Source organism: Mesorhizobium sp. ESP-6-4, from assembly GCF_020164735.1.
Classification (GTDB): Bacteria; Pseudomonadota; Alphaproteobacteria; order Rhizobiales; family Rhizobiaceae; genus Mesorhizobium.
Genome location: NZ_JAIUGS010000010.1, coordinates 1 through 15,787, shown reverse-complemented (window position 1 = coordinate 15,787; position 15,787 = coordinate 1). Strand labels below are relative to the sequence as shown.

17 protein-coding genes are annotated in these 15,787 nt (G+C 64.3%); 6 read left to right on the top strand and 11 right to left on the bottom strand.

Annotated features, from left to right (window positions below):
• Positions 1–4: 4 nt before the first annotated feature.
• Positions 5–1,408 carry an L-serine ammonia-lyase gene (locus LB523_RS18730; RefSeq protein WP_224605798.1) on the bottom strand — a complete coding sequence of 468 codons (1,404 nt, stop codon included), beginning with the start codon at positions 1,406–1,408 and terminating at the stop codon, positions 5–7.
• A 169-nt stretch (positions 1,409–1,577) separates the two neighbouring features.
• On the opposite strand from LB523_RS18730, the gene LB523_RS18725 reads away from it, so the two are divergent.
• The gene (locus tag LB523_RS18725; RefSeq protein ID WP_224605794.1) at positions 1,578–2,297 is read left to right on the top strand and encodes a DUF599 domain-containing protein; all 720 of its coding nucleotides are present in this window, start codon (positions 1,578–1,580) and stop codon (positions 2,295–2,297) included.
• On the opposite strand, the gene LB523_RS18720 is transcribed toward LB523_RS18725, so the two are convergent.
• The 5 genes from LB523_RS18720 to LB523_RS18700 form a co-directional block, all read right to left on the bottom strand.
• Positions 2,270–3,067: a YdcF family protein gene (locus LB523_RS18720; protein WP_224605791.1), complete on the bottom strand. Its 798-nt coding sequence runs from the start codon at positions 3,065–3,067 to the stop codon at positions 2,270–2,272. The genes LB523_RS18725 and LB523_RS18720 overlap by 28 nt on opposite strands.
• A 30-nt stretch (positions 3,068–3,097) precedes the next feature.
• Positions 3,098–4,663: an amidase gene (locus tag LB523_RS18715; RefSeq protein WP_224605788.1), complete on the bottom strand. Its 1,566-nt coding sequence runs from the start codon at positions 4,661–4,663 to the stop codon at positions 3,098–3,100.
• Positions 4,663–5,121 carry a GNAT family N-acetyltransferase gene (locus LB523_RS18710; protein WP_224605785.1) on the bottom strand — a complete coding sequence of 153 codons (459 nt, stop codon included), beginning with the start codon at positions 5,119–5,121 and terminating at the stop codon, positions 4,663–4,665. Before LB523_RS18710 ends, LB523_RS18715 begins: the two co-directional genes overlap by 1 nt.
• Positions 5,122–5,124: 3 nt before the next feature.
• The gene (gene gatC, locus LB523_RS18705; protein WP_140841247.1) at positions 5,125–5,412 is read right to left on the bottom strand and encodes an Asp-tRNA(Asn)/Glu-tRNA(Gln) amidotransferase subunit GatC; all 288 of its coding nucleotides are present in this window, start codon (positions 5,410–5,412) and stop codon (positions 5,125–5,127) included.
• A gap of 216 nt (positions 5,413–5,628) precedes the next feature.
• The gene (locus LB523_RS18700; RefSeq protein WP_224605782.1) at positions 5,629–6,336 is read right to left on the bottom strand and encodes a metal-dependent hydrolase; all 708 of its coding nucleotides are present in this window, start codon (positions 6,334–6,336) and stop codon (positions 5,629–5,631) included.
• A gap of 116 nt (positions 6,337–6,452) precedes the next feature.
• Here LB523_RS18700 and ruvX point away from each other — a divergent pair, with 116 nt between their 5' ends.
• Complete coding sequence (ruvX, locus tag LB523_RS18695) at positions 6,453–6,935, top strand: Holliday junction resolvase RuvX (protein WP_224605780.1); 483 nt, start codon at positions 6,453–6,455, stop codon at positions 6,933–6,935.
• Here ruvX and LB523_RS18690 read toward each other — a convergent pair.
• From LB523_RS18690 to LB523_RS18680, 3 genes are all read right to left on the bottom strand, one after another.
• On the bottom strand, positions 6,877–7,218 hold the full coding sequence (locus LB523_RS18690) for a DUF6105 family protein (RefSeq protein WP_224605778.1): 342 nt from the start codon (positions 7,216–7,218) through the stop codon (positions 6,877–6,879). The two genes, ruvX and LB523_RS18690, sit on opposite strands and share 59 nt — an antisense overlap.
• Complete coding sequence (locus tag LB523_RS18685) at positions 7,218–7,775, bottom strand: hypothetical protein (RefSeq protein ID WP_224606047.1); 558 nt, start codon at positions 7,773–7,775, stop codon at positions 7,218–7,220. The genes LB523_RS18690 and LB523_RS18685 overlap by 1 nt, the downstream gene beginning before the upstream one ends.
• Positions 7,776–8,104: 329 nt before the next feature.
• Complete coding sequence (locus LB523_RS18680; protein WP_224605777.1) at positions 8,105–9,733, bottom strand: DNA alkylation response protein; 1,629 nt, start codon at positions 9,731–9,733, stop codon at positions 8,105–8,107.
• A 200-nt stretch (positions 9,734–9,933) separates the two neighbouring features.
• Between LB523_RS18680 and LB523_RS18675 the strand changes: the two genes are divergently transcribed.
• From LB523_RS18675 to dprA, 4 genes are all read left to right on the top strand, one after another.
• Entirely contained in the window at positions 9,934–10,899 is a 966-nt protein-coding gene (locus tag LB523_RS18675) for an aspartate carbamoyltransferase catalytic subunit (protein WP_140696184.1), read from the top strand.
• Complete coding sequence (locus LB523_RS18670; protein ID WP_224605775.1) at positions 10,896–12,182, top strand: dihydroorotase; 1,287 nt, start codon at positions 10,896–10,898, stop codon at positions 12,180–12,182. Before LB523_RS18675 ends, LB523_RS18670 begins: the two co-directional genes overlap by 4 nt.
• A gap of 186 nt (positions 12,183–12,368) precedes the next feature.
• On the top strand, positions 12,369–12,950 hold the full coding sequence (plsY, locus tag LB523_RS18665) for a glycerol-3-phosphate 1-O-acyltransferase PlsY (protein ID WP_224605773.1): 582 nt from the start codon (positions 12,369–12,371) through the stop codon (positions 12,948–12,950).
• A complete protein-coding gene (gene dprA / locus LB523_RS18660) occupies positions 12,947–14,074 on the top strand; it encodes a DNA-processing protein DprA (RefSeq protein WP_224605770.1) in 1,128 nt (375 codons plus the stop codon). The genes plsY and dprA overlap by 4 nt, the downstream gene beginning before the upstream one ends.
• Positions 14,075–14,105: 31 nt before the next feature.
• Here dprA and LB523_RS18655 read toward each other — a convergent pair whose 3' ends face one another.
• On the bottom strand, positions 14,106–15,251 hold the full coding sequence (locus LB523_RS18655; protein ID WP_224605768.1) for a hypothetical protein: 1,146 nt from the start codon (positions 15,249–15,251) through the stop codon (positions 14,106–14,108).
• Between the two features lie 98 nt (positions 15,252–15,349).
• Complete coding sequence (locus tag LB523_RS18650; RefSeq protein WP_140708746.1) at positions 15,350–15,556, bottom strand: hypothetical protein; 207 nt, start codon at positions 15,554–15,556, stop codon at positions 15,350–15,352.
• Positions 15,557–15,787 lie beyond the last annotated feature (231 nt).

Genomic DNA, 15,787 nt, shown 5'->3' with positions numbered 1-15,787 from the left:
GACCTCAGCACTCCACCACATTGACCGCGAGGCCGCCGAGGCTGGTTTCCTTGTATTTCTCGTTCATGTCGAGGCCGGTTTGGCGCATGGTCTCGATCGCGGCGTCGAGCGGTACGAAATGCGTGCCGTCGCCCTTGATGGCCAAGGAGGCCGCCGTCACTGCCTTCACCGCCCCCAGCGCGTTGCGCTCGATGCAGGGCACCTGCACAAGGCCTCCGACAGGATCGCATGTCATACCGAGATGATGCTCGAGCGCGATCTCGGCGGCGTTCTCCACCTGCTCGGGCGTGCCGCCCATGACGGCGCAAAGCCCGGCGGCGGCCATCGCCGAAGCGGAACCCACCTCGCCCTGGCAACCGACCTCGGCGCCCGAGATCGAGGCGTTGGACTTGATGATGCCGCCGACGGCGGCGGCCGTCAGCAGGAAGTCGCGGATGCTCGGCTGGTCGGCTTCGGGATGGAAATGCAGCCAGTAGCGCAGCACTGCCGGCAGCGTGCCGGCAGCGCCATTGGTCGGCGCCGTAACCACGCGACCGCCGGCAGCGTTCTCCTCGTTGACAGCCATGGCGTAGATCGAAAGCCAATCATTGGCGAGCAACGGATTTGGCCTGTTCTGCTGCCACTGTTCCTGCAATTTGTCGTGCAGCTGCCGCGCACGGCGGCGCACCTTCAAACCGCCCGGCATGATACCGTCCTGCGACAAGCCGCGATCGATGCAGCCCTTCATCGCGCCCCAGATCGCGTCGAGGCCTTCGTCGAGCTCCTCGCGCGACATATGCATTTCCTCGTTGGCGCGCTTCATCTCGGCGATCGAAAGCCCGCTCTTGGCCGCCATGGCCAGCATTTCGGCGGCGTTCTTGAAGGGGTACGGTACCTTCTTGCCCTCGGTCGTCACCGAGCCCTTTGCCTTCATGCGCTGCAGCTCTTCCTCGGAAACGACGAAGCCGCCGCCGATCGAATAGTAGATGCGCTTGAGCAGCAGCCGGTCGGACGCATCATAGGCATAGAAGGCCATGCCGTTGGCATGGCCAGCCAGCGGCGTCTTGCGGTCGAGCACGAGGTCCTTGGCGGGATCGAAGCGGTATGTCGGATGCCCGGGCGGCGAAACCCGCTTCTCCGTGCCGATGCGGGCGACGATGCCGTCGGCTTCGTCCGGATCGACCGTCTGCGGTGTCTGGCCGGCCAAGCCGAGGATGACGGCGCGGTCGGAGCCGTGGCCGATGCCGGTATAGGCAAGCGAGCCGTGCAGGCTGGCGCCGATGCGGTCAACCTTGACGCCGGCGGGCCGGGGCCAGTCGCCGGCCAGGATCTCGTCGAGGAAGCGGCGCGCGGCCGTCATCGGCCCCATGGTGTGCGAGCTCGATGGGCCGATGCCGATCTTGAACAGGTCGAAAACCGAAAGGAACACTGGGGCGTCGTCTCCTGAGGACCGCTCAAGGCTTACATATAGGAATTCCCCGCGATGTTTCCGCTGTTTTGCATGGCGCGGCGCGGCGGCTGCCGACCTTGTTTGCTCCGCCAGCGACATCGCTTGCCGCCTGTCGAAGTGCCGGCACCCCTTGTGTTAAAAGCAATGAATGGGCGATTCACTTCATCTTTCGGTGGCCGATCTGGCGGCTCTGGCTTTCTTCCTGGTCGTCTGGGTAGTGCACACGCTCGCCTCGGACGGCAAGCTGGTCCGTCGCATGTCACTGACCACGGCGATGAACGCCCAGCGTGAAGCCTGGATGCGCAACATGGCCGAGCGCGAGATCCGCATCGTCGACACCGCCATCATGGGCGGCCTGCAGCAAGGCACCGCCTTCTTCGCTTCTTCTTCTCTGATCGCGCTCGGCGGCTGCTTTGCCCTGCTCGGCGCCTCCGACCGCGTGCTCGAGGTTCTGGCCGACCTGCCCTTCGGCGCGGCTTCGTCGCGCGAAGCCTTCCAGACCAAGGTGTTCGGCCTGGTGCTTGTCCTGGCCTTCGCCTTCTTCAAATTCGGCTGGGCCTACCGCCTGTTCAACTATTGCTCGATCCTGATCGGCGCGGTGCCGACCCCGCATGGCCCGGCTTCGCGCAACCCGGTCAGCGAAACGGCGGTGTGGCGGGCGACGCGCATGAATGTGCTTGCCGGCAAGCACTTCAACTCCGGACTGCGCGCCGTCTTCTTCTCGATCGGCTATCTCGGCTGGTTCGTCGACCCGGTCGTCTTCGTGATATCGACGCTGGTGCTTCTGGCGGTGCTGGTGCGGCGCCAGTTCTTCTCGGCGGCGCGGCAAGCCGTGCTCGGTCAGCCGCCCGGCCCGGGAAAGAACTGATCGATCTTGCCGGACAGCCTGTAGGCGAAAAGCCCGATCCATTCGCGCACTGCGATGGTAGTCGCCTGCACCGAATCCACCGGATTGTCGCGGTAGAGGCCGACGCCTTCCCTGCCCGAGGTGCGATAGTCGACCGGCCACGGAACGGTCGCAAACCCCGCCTTGTCGAACAGCGCCTTGGCGCGCGGCATGTGGAAAGCCGAGGTTACCAGCAGCCAGGTCTCGCCCGGCTTCGGCTCGACCAGTTTTCGCGAGAACACCGCATTCTCGTAAGTGTTGCGGGATTTATCCTCTAGGATCAGGCGATCGGCGGAAACGCCTAAAGCGCCGAGCAGCCGCGGCGCCGTGTCGGCGTCGCCCTCGCCGTCGAGAAAAAGCGAGCCATTGCCGCCCGATACGACGATCTTCGCTTGGGGAAGGCGTCTCGCAAGGATCGCTGTCTCCACCATGCGGTCGCCGCTGCTGTTCAACTCATAGCCGCCGCGCGCCAGATTGATGGCGCCCTCGAAGCCGCCGCCTAGCACGACGATACCGTCGACCTTCTCGGGCAATGGCGGCTTGGGAAAGCGCTCTTCGAGCGGAGTGAGCATCATCGCGCCGACCGACGTCCAGGCCGAAAGGACCAGGATCGCGATGCCGAGCACACTGCCCGCAGCCGCCAGCCGCCGGCGCCCAAACAGCGCTGCCAGCAGGCCGGCAAGCAACAGGAAGATCGCCAGGTTGATCGGTTGGATGAAGAACCAGAGAATCTTGGAAAGATAGTAGAACATGCATCGCCCCTTGTCAGATGAGGGACGACGCTACCACCACTTCTCCGGCTGAAACCTCCCAGCCGCCTGCTCGATGACGTTGGCCGTCTGGAACAGCGTTTCCTCGTCGAACGGGCGGCCGATCAGCTGCAGGCCGAGCGGCAGGCCCTTGCCGTCGAGGCCGGCCGGCACCGAAATGCCGGGAAGGCCCGCCATGTTCACCGTCACGGTGAAGATGTCATTGAGATACATCTTGACCGGATCGGAGGCCATGTCCTCGTCGGCGATGCCGAAGGCGGCCGACGGCGTCGCCGGCGTCAGGATCACATCGACGCCGGCGGCAAAGACGTTCTCGAAGTCGCGCTTGATCAGCGTGCGCACCTTCTGCGCCTGCAGATAGTAGGCGTCGTAATAGCCCGCCGACAGCACATAGGTGCCGATCATGATGCGCCGCTTGACCTCGCGGCCGAAACCGGCGGCGCGGGTCTTCTCATACATGTCAACGATATCCTTGCCGGGCACGCGCAGGCCGTAGCGCACGCCGTCATAGCGGGCGAGGTTCGACGAAGCTTCGGCAGGAGCCACGATATAGTAGGCCGGCAAGGCATATTTGGTGTGCGGCAGGGAGATGTCGACGATTTCCGCGCCGGCGTCCTTCAGCCATGCGATGCCTTTCTGCCAGAGCGCCTCGATGTCTTCCGGCATGCCGTCGACACGATACTCCTTCGGAATGCCGACCTTCATGCCCTTGATCGGCTTGCCGATCGCCGCCTCATAGTCCGGCACCGGACGGTCGACCGAGGTCGTGTCCTTCGGGTCGACGGAGGCCATCGACTTCAGCAGGATCGCGGCGTCGCGCACATCGCGCGCGATCGGCCCGGCCTGGTCGAGCGAGGAAGCGAAGGCGACGATGCCCCAGCGGGAGCAGCGGCCGTAAGTCGGCTTGATGCCGACCGTGCCGGTCAAGGCGGCTGGCTGGCGGATCGAGCCGCCGGTATCGGTGGCGGTGGCGCCGGCGCAAAGGAAGGCGGCCACCGACGAAGCCGACCCGCCCGACGAGCCGCCCGGCACCAGCTGGGCGTTGTCCAAGGTCCGCGCCGTCTTCGTGCCGCCGGCGGACACAAAGCCGCCATCACCCTGATGCGTCGTCGGCATGACGACCGTATCGACACGCGAGCGACGCCACGGATTGATCACCGGGCCGTAATAGGAGGTCTCGTTGGACGAGCCCATGGCGAACTCGTCCATGTTGAGCTTGCCGAGCATGACGGCGCCGTCAGCCCACAGATTGGTCGTCACGGTCGACTCGTAGCGCGGCTTGAAGCCGTCCAGCACGTGGCTGCAAGCCTGGGTGTGGATGCCTTCGGTGGCGAACAGGTCCTTGATGCCGAGCGGAATGCCTTCCAGCGCGCCGCCCTCGCCCGTGGCCAACCTGGCATCGGAAGCCTTGGCCATGTCGCGCGCCTTGTCGGCGGTCACAGTCACATAGGCATTGAGCACGGGATTGGCGCGCTCGATCGCCGCGAGATAGGCCTCGGTGATCTCGGCCGCGGTGATCTCCTTGCCGCGCAGCTTGGCGCGGGCCTCGGAAATGGTGAGATGTGTGAGATCGCTCATCAGGCAAGGCTCTTTTCGTAAAACACCGACCACTCGGAATCGGGATAATCCAGCACCGGTCCGCAACGCGAGAATCCGGCGCGCTCATATACGGTCCAGGCGGCGGGGTGCCGATCGCCGGTTTCAAGGACCAGGCGCTTCAGCCCTTCCTGCCGGGCAAGCGCCTCGACACGTGCGACAATCTCGGCGCCGATCTTGCGGCCGCGATGCGAAGGCCGCGTGTACATACGCTTGACCTCCCCGACCGCATCGTCATGGCGCTTGAGCGCGCCGCAGCCGACAGCAAGGCCGTTGTCGCGGGCGATGAACACCGTCGTATCCTCGTCGGCCATCTGCTCGACGGTGAGATGATAGCAGTGCTCGGGCGGCGTCAGTTCGAGCAGCGCGGCGTTGAGTTCGGCGACCAACGCGCGCACGTCGTCCTGCAAAGGCGTCTCGACGGCGATCTCGACAGCCACGCTCTACTCCACCACCTTCGGAACGAGGAAGAAGTTCTCGTCCGTCGCCGGCGCGTTGGCGACGATGTCGGCGGCCTTGTTGCCGTCGGTGACGGCATCCAGGCGCTTCTTCATCTCCATCGGCGTGACCGAGGTCATCGGCTCGACGCCCGAAACATCGACCTCGTTCAACTGCTCGACGAAGCCGAGGATGGCGTTCAATTCGCCGGTCATGCGCTCGGCGTCCTCCTCGCTCACCGCTATGCGGGCAAGGTGCGCGACGCGCTTCACGGTCTGAAGATCAACGGACATGTTCTATCGCCTCGGGAAAACCAGTTCGGGCTATAGCGGCGCGGCGCTCAGCGTGCAACACGGATCATGCCGGTTCGATCGCCACGCGGTCGCTCCCCGGTCGCTTACGCGGCAATGCCACGCCCTCGCAGTGATAGTGGCTGCCACGGTTTGCCGGCCTGGCTACAGCGTATCTTTTCCTGGCTTGCGAGCAGAGCTCTTCCGACGCAGAGAAACCTAGATCGTGATCGCCTTGCCGATGTCCGGCAGCGTCACCTTCACGCCCGAGCCTTCCATGCCGGCGACGAACTTGTCGGCGGTCTGGTCGATCATCGAGAAAGTGCCGAAATGGCAGGGAACGACCGTGTCGAAGCCGAAGAAGCGGCGGCAGGCAAGGGCCGCCACGGCGCCGCCCATGGTGAAGCGGTCGCCGATCGGGACGATGCCGATCTTCGGTTCGTGCAATTCGTTGATCAGCCCCATATCGGAGAAGATGTCGGTGTCGCCCATGTGGTAGAGCGTCTTGTCATCGGGGAAGTGCAGGACAAGCCCGCCCGGATTGCCGAGATAGGTGTTCGTGCCGCCTTCGCCGCCGAAGGAGGACGAGTGCAGCGCCTGGACGAAGGTCGTGGTGAAAGGGCCGCAATCGACGGTGCCGCCGATATTGCCCGGATTGATCTTGTCGCCGCTGACGCCCTGGCCGACGAGGTACATGCAGATCTCGAAATTGGCGACCAGCATGGCGCCGCTTTTCTTCAGCACTTCGACCGCGCCGCTGACATGGTCGTTGTGGCCATGAGTCAGGAGAACATGGGTCACGCCTTCCGCCGGCCCCTCCCAGCCGCCCGTCCACGATGGATTGCCGACCAGATAGGGGTCGATGAGAATGGTGGCGTCCTTGGTCTCGACGCGGAATGCCGAATGTCCGTACCAGGTCAGTTTCATGAACGCTTTCCTCGATTTCTCCGTTGCCGGAAGATAGAACGCTAGTCGCAAATTGAAAGTGGCGCCCTCCTCCTAAACGTCAAAAGGATGTGACGCCTGGATGTCAGAGGAAGCCGTTGGGCATTATTTCAATCGAGGAACTTCCGGCGCGGCTTGCCGGCGGCAAGACGCTCGCCGGGCTCGATCTCGGCGACAAGACGATCGGTGTGGCGGTTTCCGACCGCGGGCTGTCCTTCGCCCATCCGCGCCCGGTCATCCTGCGCAAGAAATTTTCGCTGGATGCCGCCCAGCTTCTCGCTCAGCTCCAGAAGGACAATGTCGGCGCCGTCGTACTCGGCCTCCCGGTCAACATGGACGGCTCGGAAGGGCCCCGAGCACAAAAATCCCGCGCCTTCGTCCGCAACATGGCGCCGCTTTCCGACCTGCCCTTCGTGCTGTGGGACGAGCGGCTATCGACGGTTGCGGCCGAACGGACGCTGATCGAGATGGATTTCTCGCGCAAGAAGCGCGCCGGCAAGATCGATTCGGCGGCCGCCGCCTTTATTCTGCAGGGAGCGTTGGACCGGCTTCAGTCGCTCGGCCGAGCCGATCGGAACTGATATCGCCCTGCCGGCGCTGTCTGATCCATTCGGCGATGTTGTGCCGGCGCCGGAAGGCCCAAAGCCCCATGAGCAGGAAAAAGTCGAAAATGCAGGTCCGCGCCACCATGCCCGGAATGATCGCCGGATCGACGCCGAGCATCTGGCCGTAGAGCTGGAAAGCGAAATCGTGCACCTGTCGGCTCAGCATCGCATAGCCGAAATTCATGTCGTTGGCCGACAGGAAGAACCATCCCCAAAAAATGGCCATCGGAGCAGCCCAGAGCGTGAATATCGTGCGCATCAGCGCCTGCCTCCAGGCTTGTTTTCCGGGCGGCCGGATATGCGGGAAAGAAGCGAACTGTGCGCGGCTCCTATCGCCATGCGCGAGGCGGCGCGGATATCACCCTCGGGCAAGTGCATTGCCGCAAAGGTGGAGCGACGTTCAGCCAGCACGGCGATGTAGGAGGCAAGCAGCGCCGTCATCTGGATGGCGACGATCATGAACAGGCCGTCTATGCCTTGAACCACGCCGCCGATGAGGATCAGCGAAAGGAGGAAAGATGCCGAGATGAAGGCGATCCGGGCCACGCTCTCGCCCGCGTCCGGCCTTGCCGCCGCGTTCAGCAGCGTTTCGACGAAGGCCCAGCAGAACAACACCGCGACGATCAACAACGCGATCGAAAGCGGCGCGACCACGGCCGCATTTTCAAACTGCGGAAACCGGTTGCCCCGGACGGAAAGGCCGAGCACGCCAAGAGCCGTCGCTATGCCGCGGCTGCCGTCCATGCAGACATAGGCAAGCAGGGCGAAAACCACCGCCCAATGCAAGGCCAGAACTGAGCTCAACACGTGCCGCATACGTTTCCCGCTGGCGGAGTTCGGGGAGGTCATGGTTAACCCTTCCCTACTCCAGCAAAGTGGAGAGTGGGCTTTACATCGGCTCGCCGCAACGGAAACCATTTGTTAAGGTTAACAGCTATCCACAAATCGGCAATCTGCCGTTGATGCATGTCGCCCAGAGTGCGCAGCGGTTCTGGGATAACGACATTCATCACAACAACGACTTGAAGCGCGTCACCCGAATCCGTTTCGGCGCGATGCGCTCTACGGTATGATGCCGAAAAAGCGTGATGCGGTTTTCGGATGACGTGATGCTCAATCTCTTGGTTTAGAGATTTAGAGGCGGATCAGGTCACCGGTGGATAGAGCGTGTCGATGATCATGCGCGCGTCGTGGCGCGAGTCGAGCATGCCGTAGGTGGTGCGCCACTGGCCGCCCAGCCGCGTTTCGACGAAAGCGTCGGCGATCCGCCCTGCCCCCAGCCTGCGCAGCTCCGCCGCGGCGGCCGAAAGCGCCAGCTGTTCGGTGAGCAGGCGCGCCGAGCCCTGGTCGGTCGCGGCGACCTGCATGGCGGCCTTCAGCACGCCGATGGTGCCCCGCCCGCCGGTGCCGAGATCGCGGTCGATGCCGGTCAGCACCTCCTCGAACAGGCCCGGCGCGCGGCCGAGCACGCGCAGCACGTCGAGCGCCATGACATTGCCAGAGCCCTCCCAGATCGCATTGACCGGCGCCTCCCGGTAGTAGCGGGCAAGCGGCGCTTCCTCGACATAGCCGTTGCCGCCAAGGCATTCCATCGCCTCGTAAAGCAGCTGCGGCGCGATCTTGCAGACCCAGTATTTGACGACAGGCGTCATGGCGCGGGCAAAGGCCGCCTCGCCGCGGTCGCTTGCCGCCTCGTCGAAAGAGCGCGCCAGCCGGAACGACAGCGCCGTGGCCGCGGCGACGTCGAGCGCCATGTCGGCCAGAACCCGCTGCATCAGCGGCTGGTCGATCAGGTTGGAGCCGAACACCTGGCGATGACGCGTGTGATGGACGGCCTCTGCAAGGCCTGCCCGCATCAGCGCCGACGAAGCGACCGCACAGTCGAGCCTGGTCAGCGTCACCATGTCCATGATCGTCTTCACGCCTGCGCCCGGGTCGCCGACCATCTCGCCGATCGCGTTGACAAACTCCACCTCCGACGAGGCGTTCGAGCGGTTGCCGAGCTTGTCCTTCAGCCGCTGGAAGCGGAACCCGTTGCCGGAACCATCGCCCAGGATGCGCGGCACGAGAAAGCAGGACAGCCCCTCCGGAACCTGCCCGAGCACCAGGAAGGCATCCGACATCGGCGCCGACATGAACCATTTGTGACCGGTCAACCGGTAAAAACCACTACCGGTTCGCTCCGCTCTGGTGGTGTTGGCGCGCACATCGGTGCCGCCCTGCTTCTCGGTCATGCCCATGCCGAGCGTCAGCCCGGTCTTCTGCACCGGAGGCTTCTGCGTCTGGTCGTATTTGCGCGTGGTTACGCGCGGCGCCCATTCGCGGAAAAGCTTCGGGCTTGCCATCAAGGCCGCCAGCGAAGCGCTGGTCATGGTGATGGGGCAAAGATGCCCTGTCTCGAGCTCCGCGGTCAGGTAGAAGCGTGCCGCCCTCACCTGATGGCGGCGGCCGATCTCGGCATCGCCGTTTTCCCATACCGAAGAATGCAGGCCGCCGGCGATCGCGCGGCGCATCAAGGCATGATAGGCCGGATGATATTCGATCAGGTCGAGGCGACGGCCCTGGCGGTCATGGGTGCGCAATTTCGGCGTGTCGGTGTTAGCAAGCCGGGCAAGCTCCTGCGCCTCCTGCGTCATCACGAATCGGCCAAGCCCGTCGAGATCCTTGCGCACGGGATCGGAAAAACGCTCGGCTAGCTGGATGAGCAACGGATCGCCCCGCCATGCATTGCCGCCTGCCAACGGCGGCGGCTGGTTGATCACCTCGTCGGTCACGCCCAATCCTTCAGTTGCCCAATCCTTCAGTTGGCCGAGAGGTTCTTACCATTTCCAAGCCCGCGGTCGCGAATCCGAAGCCACTGGGCCTTATAGCCCAAGCCACGGAAAGCGCGCGACGAAAATACCGGGGAGAACGCCCGCAATCCAAACCTGGCGCTTGCGGCGGGCCGGACCGCACCCTATAGCAGCGCCTTGAGATGACCGACGCTTCGTCCCTGCCGCTCTTCCCTCACCGCCATCTTCTGGGCATCCGCGATCTTTCCCCCGCCGATATCGAGCTGTTGCTCGATCGGGCCGACCAGGCCGTGGCAATCTCGCGGCAATCGGAAAAGAAGACCTCGACGCTGCGCGGCCGCACCCAAATCAACCTGTTCTACGAGGCATCGACTCGCACGCAGTCGTCCTTCGAGCTCGCCGGCAAGCGTCTCGGAGCCGACGTCATGAACATGTCGGTGGCAAGCTCCTCGGTGAAGAAGGGCGAGACGCTGATCGATACGGCCATGACCCTCAACGCCATGCGCCCCGACATCCTGATCATCCGCCACCAATCGGCGGGCGCGGCTGCCCTGCTCGCCCAGAAGGTGGGCTGCTCGGTGGTCAATGCCGGCGACGGCGCGCACGAGCACCCGACGCAGGCGCTGCTCGACGCGCTGACCATCCGCCGCGCCAAGGGGCCGCTGTCGAAGCTGATCGTGGCGATCTGCGGCGACATCCTGCATTCGCGCGTCGCCCGCTCCAACATCATGCTTCTGAACGCGCTTGGCGCGCAGGTGCGCGTCGTCGCGCCCTCGACATTGCTGCCGTCTGGCATCGACAGGATGGGCGTGATCGTGTCGCGCTCGATGGCCGAAGGCCTTAAGGACGCCGACGTGGTCATGATGCTGCGCCTGCAGCGCGAGCGCATGGAAGGCGCTTTCGTGCCGTCGATCCGCGAATATTTCCGCTATTTCGGCCTTGATGCCGAGAAGCTGAAAGCTGCCAAAGACGATGCGCTGGTCATGCATCCCGGCCCGATGAACCGCGGCGTCGAGATCGCCTCCGAGATCGCCGACGGACCGCAAAGCGTCATCCAGGAACAGGTGGAGATGGGGGTCGCCGTGCGCATGGCGGTGATGGAAGCGCTGCTTGATCCGCGCCGCAACCATGAGGGGCGCGGCGCATGAGCATGACCGTCTTCAGCAAGGCGCACATTGTCGACCCCTCGCGCGGCGTGGACGAGATCGGCAGCGTCATCGTCGACGGCCGCAAGATCGTCGCTGCCGGGAAAGCCGCGTTGAACCAGGGCGTGCCGGAAGGCGCCGCCGTCGTCGACTGCGCCGGCAAGACGATCATTCCAGGCCTTGTCGACGCGCGCGTCTTCATCGGCGAACCAGGCGGCGAGCATCGCGAAACCATCGCTTCGGCAAGCGTCGCCGCGGCGGCGGGGGGCGTCACCTCCATCGTCATGATGCCGGACACCGATCCGGTGATCGACAATGTCGCGCTGGTCGAATTCGTGCTGCGCACGGCACGCGACACCGCTAGCGTCAACATCTTCCCGTCGGCAGCGATCACTAAGGGCCTCGAAGGCCGCGAGATGACCGAGTTCGGCCTGCTGCGCGAGGCCGGCGCCGTCGCCTACACCGATGGCCGCCACACGATCGCCAATGCGCTGGTGATGCGCCGCGCGCTGACCTACGCCCGCGATTTCGGCGGCGTCATCGCGCACGAAACGCAAGATGCCAACCTCGCCTCGTCCGGCGTGATGAACGAAGGGCTCTATGCGAGCTGGCTCGGCCTGTCCGGCATTCCGCGCGAGGCGGAGCTGATCCCGCTGGAACGCGACCTGGCGCTGGCCCGGCTGACCGGCGGCGCTTATCACGCGGCAAAAATCTCGTCGGCGATGGCGGCCGGCGCGGTGAACCGGGCAAAGACCGATGGCGCCAACGTCACGGCCGGCGTCGCGATCCACAATCTGTCGCTCAACGAGAACGACGTCGGCGAATACCGCACCTTCTTCCGGCTGACGCCGCCCTTGCGCGCCGAGGACGACCGGCTGGCGATGATCGAGGCGATCAAGGACGGCACGATCGATATCATCGTCTCCTCGCATGACCCGCAGGACGTCGACACCAAGCGCCTGCCCTTCGCCGACGCCGCTGCCGGCGCCATCGGGCTGGAGACGTTGCTGGGCGCGGCGCTTCGGCTTTACCACAATGGCGACGTGCCGCTGTTGAGGCTGATCGAGACGCTGTCCACGGCGCCGGCCAGACTGTTCGGCCTGCCGGGCGGCACGCTGAAGCCGGGGGCGCCGGCCGATCTCGCGGTCGTCGATCTGGACGAGCCGTGGATCGTCAGCGAAAGCGGTCTGCGCTCGCGCTCGAAGAACACCTGTTTCGAGGGCGCACGCCTGCAGGGCAAGGTCCTGCAAACGGTGGTGGCGGGCCGCACGGTGTTTTCCGCATAAGCCACCGCATCGCTTGAACCCTGCTCAGCCTGCCCGGCATAGACTTGCTTGGCGAACCCTCCCGACTCTACCATTATGATAAATTCACGCCCAAGCAGGGCCAGCACTTGCAAACTATGGTTGTATCGCGCACAGTGTATCAATCATAGAGAGAGGTACCGGGCGGCAGGAAATATGGGGGAAACAATGGGTTACGTGATCGCGCTCGTCTTCGGCTATCTGCTCGGCTCGATCCCGTTCGGGCTTCTGATCACCCGTGCGGCCGGGCTCGGCGATGTCCGCCAGATCGGCTCCGGCAACATCGGCGCGACCAATGTGCTGAGGACGGGTAACAAGGGCCTTGCTGCCGCAACACTGCTGCTCGATGCGCTGAAAGGCACTGCCGCGGTGCTGATCGCCGGACATTTTTCGCCGGACTTCGGACTGTTGGCCGGCTTCGGTGCCTTTCTCGGCCACCTCTTCCCGGTCTGGCTCGGCTTCAAGGGCGGCAAGGGTGTCGCCACCTATCTCGGCGTGCTGCTTGGCCTTGCCTGGCAAGGCATGCTTGTCTTCGCCGTTGTCTGGCTCGCGATGGCCTTCCTGTTCCGCTATTCCTCGCTGGCGGCGCTGGCGGCCGCGGTGGTCGTGCCGATCGCGCTCTATGTCACAAGCACGCCGCAGATCGCGGGCCTGTTCGCGGCGATGAGCCTGATCGTCATCGTCAAGCATCGAGCAAACATCTCGCGACTGCTCGCCGGCACCGAGGGCAAGATCGGGGCGAAGGGATGAGCGCCCTGGCTGCCGGCCCGCGTCTCAGCGATCGGCAGCGGCTTGCCTGGCTTCGCCTGATCCGCACGCCCAATGTCGGCCCGGCCTCGTTTCGCGAGCTGATCAACCGCTTCGGCTCGGCCGAAGCCGCGCTTGAAATGCTGCCGGAGCTGATGATCTCCGGCGGCGCCAATCGCATCGTCCGCATCCCCTCCATCGCCGAGGCCGAAGCCGAGTTGCAGGCCGCACGGCGCGCCGGCGCCCGCTTCGTCGGCATCGGCGAGGCCGATTATCCGCCCTTGCTGAAGACCCTCGACAACCCGCCGCCGTTGCTGGCGGTAAAAGGCGAAGGCGCGGTCTTCCGCTTGCCGGCGGTGGCGATTGTCGGCGCTCGCAATGCCTCGCTGGCCGGCATCAAGATGGCGCGCATGCTGGCGGCCGATCTCGGCCGAGACGGCTACGCCATCGTTTCCGGCCTGGCGCGCGGCATCGATACGGCCGCGCACAAAGGCAGCGTTTCGACCGGCACAGTCGGCGTGCTGGCCGGCGGGCTCGATGTCCCCTACCCGCCCGAGAATGCCGGCCTTTGCGATGAGATCGCCGATCGCGGCGGCGCCATCGTTTCCGAGATGCCCTTCGGGTGGCAGCCGCGCGCGCAGGATTTCCCACGCCGCAACCGCCTGGTCGCAGGGATGGCGCTTGGACTGGTGGTGGTTGAGGCGGCGCAGCGCTCCGGCTCTCTGATCAGCGCGCGCCTGGCCAATGAAATGGGCCGGCTGGTCTTCGCCGTGCCGGGCTCGCCGCTCGATCCGCGCGCCGCCGGCTGCAACGCGCTGCTCAAGGACGGCGTCACGCTCGTCACCGAGGCGGCCGACGTGCTCGGCGCGCTGGCGCCGCTTGCCGGCGCCCGGCTTCCAAGAACCGCCCCACTTGCCGAGGCGCCCGACATATCAGCCATGCCGCCGCCAGGCGAAAACGACCGCGCCGATGTGCTGGAAGCGCTCGGGCCCACGCCGATCGCGGTGGATGACATTATCCGACACACCGGCATGAGTGCAGCGCAGATATCGATGGTGCTGCTGGAACTGGACCTTGCCGGACGGCTCGAGCGCCACGCCGGCGGAAATGTGTCGCTGATCGCGTGACCTGGCGCGTTTACCCGCAACGCTGATTTCCTTACCGGAACAGATATTTGGACACTTCCGGATTGCCGCGGCGCCACATCACGTTGTCGAGGAAATAGTGGTGCACGTTGATGAAGATCAGCACGATGAAGAAGAACAGCGACGAACCGAGCACCTGCTCGTCGTAGGGTACCAGGGCAGTCAGCACGAACGGGATCAGCCAGAAGCCGAGATAGCCGAGCGCGCCGCCACCGATGATGAATCCCAGCACACGCAACCTATAGCGGGGCCCGAGCACAGATAACATCTTCGGCTCCGGATCCCGCGCGGCATCCGAGACATCACGCTCGACATTGGTTTGATAGCGCCACACCACGGCCAGATATTGCAGCGAGTGAAGCGCCGGCACTACGAGCAGCCAGAGCGGGTTAATCCTGGCGATCAGGATCCAGAGATAGAGCGAGGCGACATAGGCCACGATGCCGTTGTAAGGCAGTCCGCCGCCATTCCTTCGCCAGCGGCTGACCAGCATGAAAAGCGTGGCCGCCGTCGATCCGACGGCCGCCAGCACGGCAATGTCGGTGATCCATGACGGCGCCGCGAAGGTGTAATATTGAAGGCCGTAATATTGCCCTTGCGTCACGGCCGTATTCGTCTGCAGCCAGGCCAGGATCCACACCGCATAGCTGTTGACGAGCAGCACCTTCTTGTCCCGGTCGTCGAAGAATTTGCGCTTCAGGACGGCGTCGACCATCAGCATGCCGTAGCCTTGCTTGACGTAGTGCCAGCCGACGAAGAAGAACATCGCGTTGGCCGCGAAGCCGAGCAGCCGCGTGTTCGATGTCGCCGCGCCATAGGCAAAGAACAGGGCCATGACCACTGGCACGATGACGCCGGCGAAAATGTAGCGGAGCTGCAGGGTTCTGTCGTAGCCCTCGCCACGCGCCTTGCGGCCAAAATTGCGGTAGAAAATCTGGTAGGAGTGGGCGAAGTGCGGATAGTTCACCAGATAGGCCACGACGACCATCGTCGCGGCCAATGAGCCTTCATACTCGCGCGGCACCAGGAACAGCAGTGGCAGGATCAGAAACGCGCTGCCGCCGAGCATCAGGAAATCGGCAACCGGGCCGAAAAGATATCTGCCCGGCGGCGTCGCCGCCTTGGGCGCCTGCGCATCTACCGAAAGGTCAAGTGCCATCCTGGAGCCTCCCTCGGAGGCGCCGAGTTTAACCACGACCCCATCCAGGGACAAGGCAACGCGGCAGGATCTCTCTTGCCTTCGAGCAAGTCACCCCTTTACGCTGAGGCGGTCGAAGCGATCTTCATCAGCCGCTTTCTGGCCTCCGCCACTCGCTTCTTCTCCGACCTTATGCGGTCGCACAGCGCGAGATTGATCCCGACGCCACATTCTTCATCCAGCATTTCTTTTGCATGATTGAGCGAAGTTTCTGCGCGCTTGACGCGCAGCCTGGCCCTGGCCAGTTCCAAGTTCAGTACGTCCACTGTATCCGCATCCCAGATTGCGGTCCCTTCAACAGGGAAACAGCCGCGCGCAAGCTTTTGTTCCGATTGCCGGAGACGCAGACAAATGTGCTGCTTAGATCGCCCCGGACATGGAAGCGCCCGTGGGTCGGATCTCGCATCTATTTGGGTGTTATGCCCTTCCCGAGAGATGGGTGACAGTTCATTCCGGATAGATGGGTTACACTTTTGGCCCTTTGCAAGGAGAGCAAG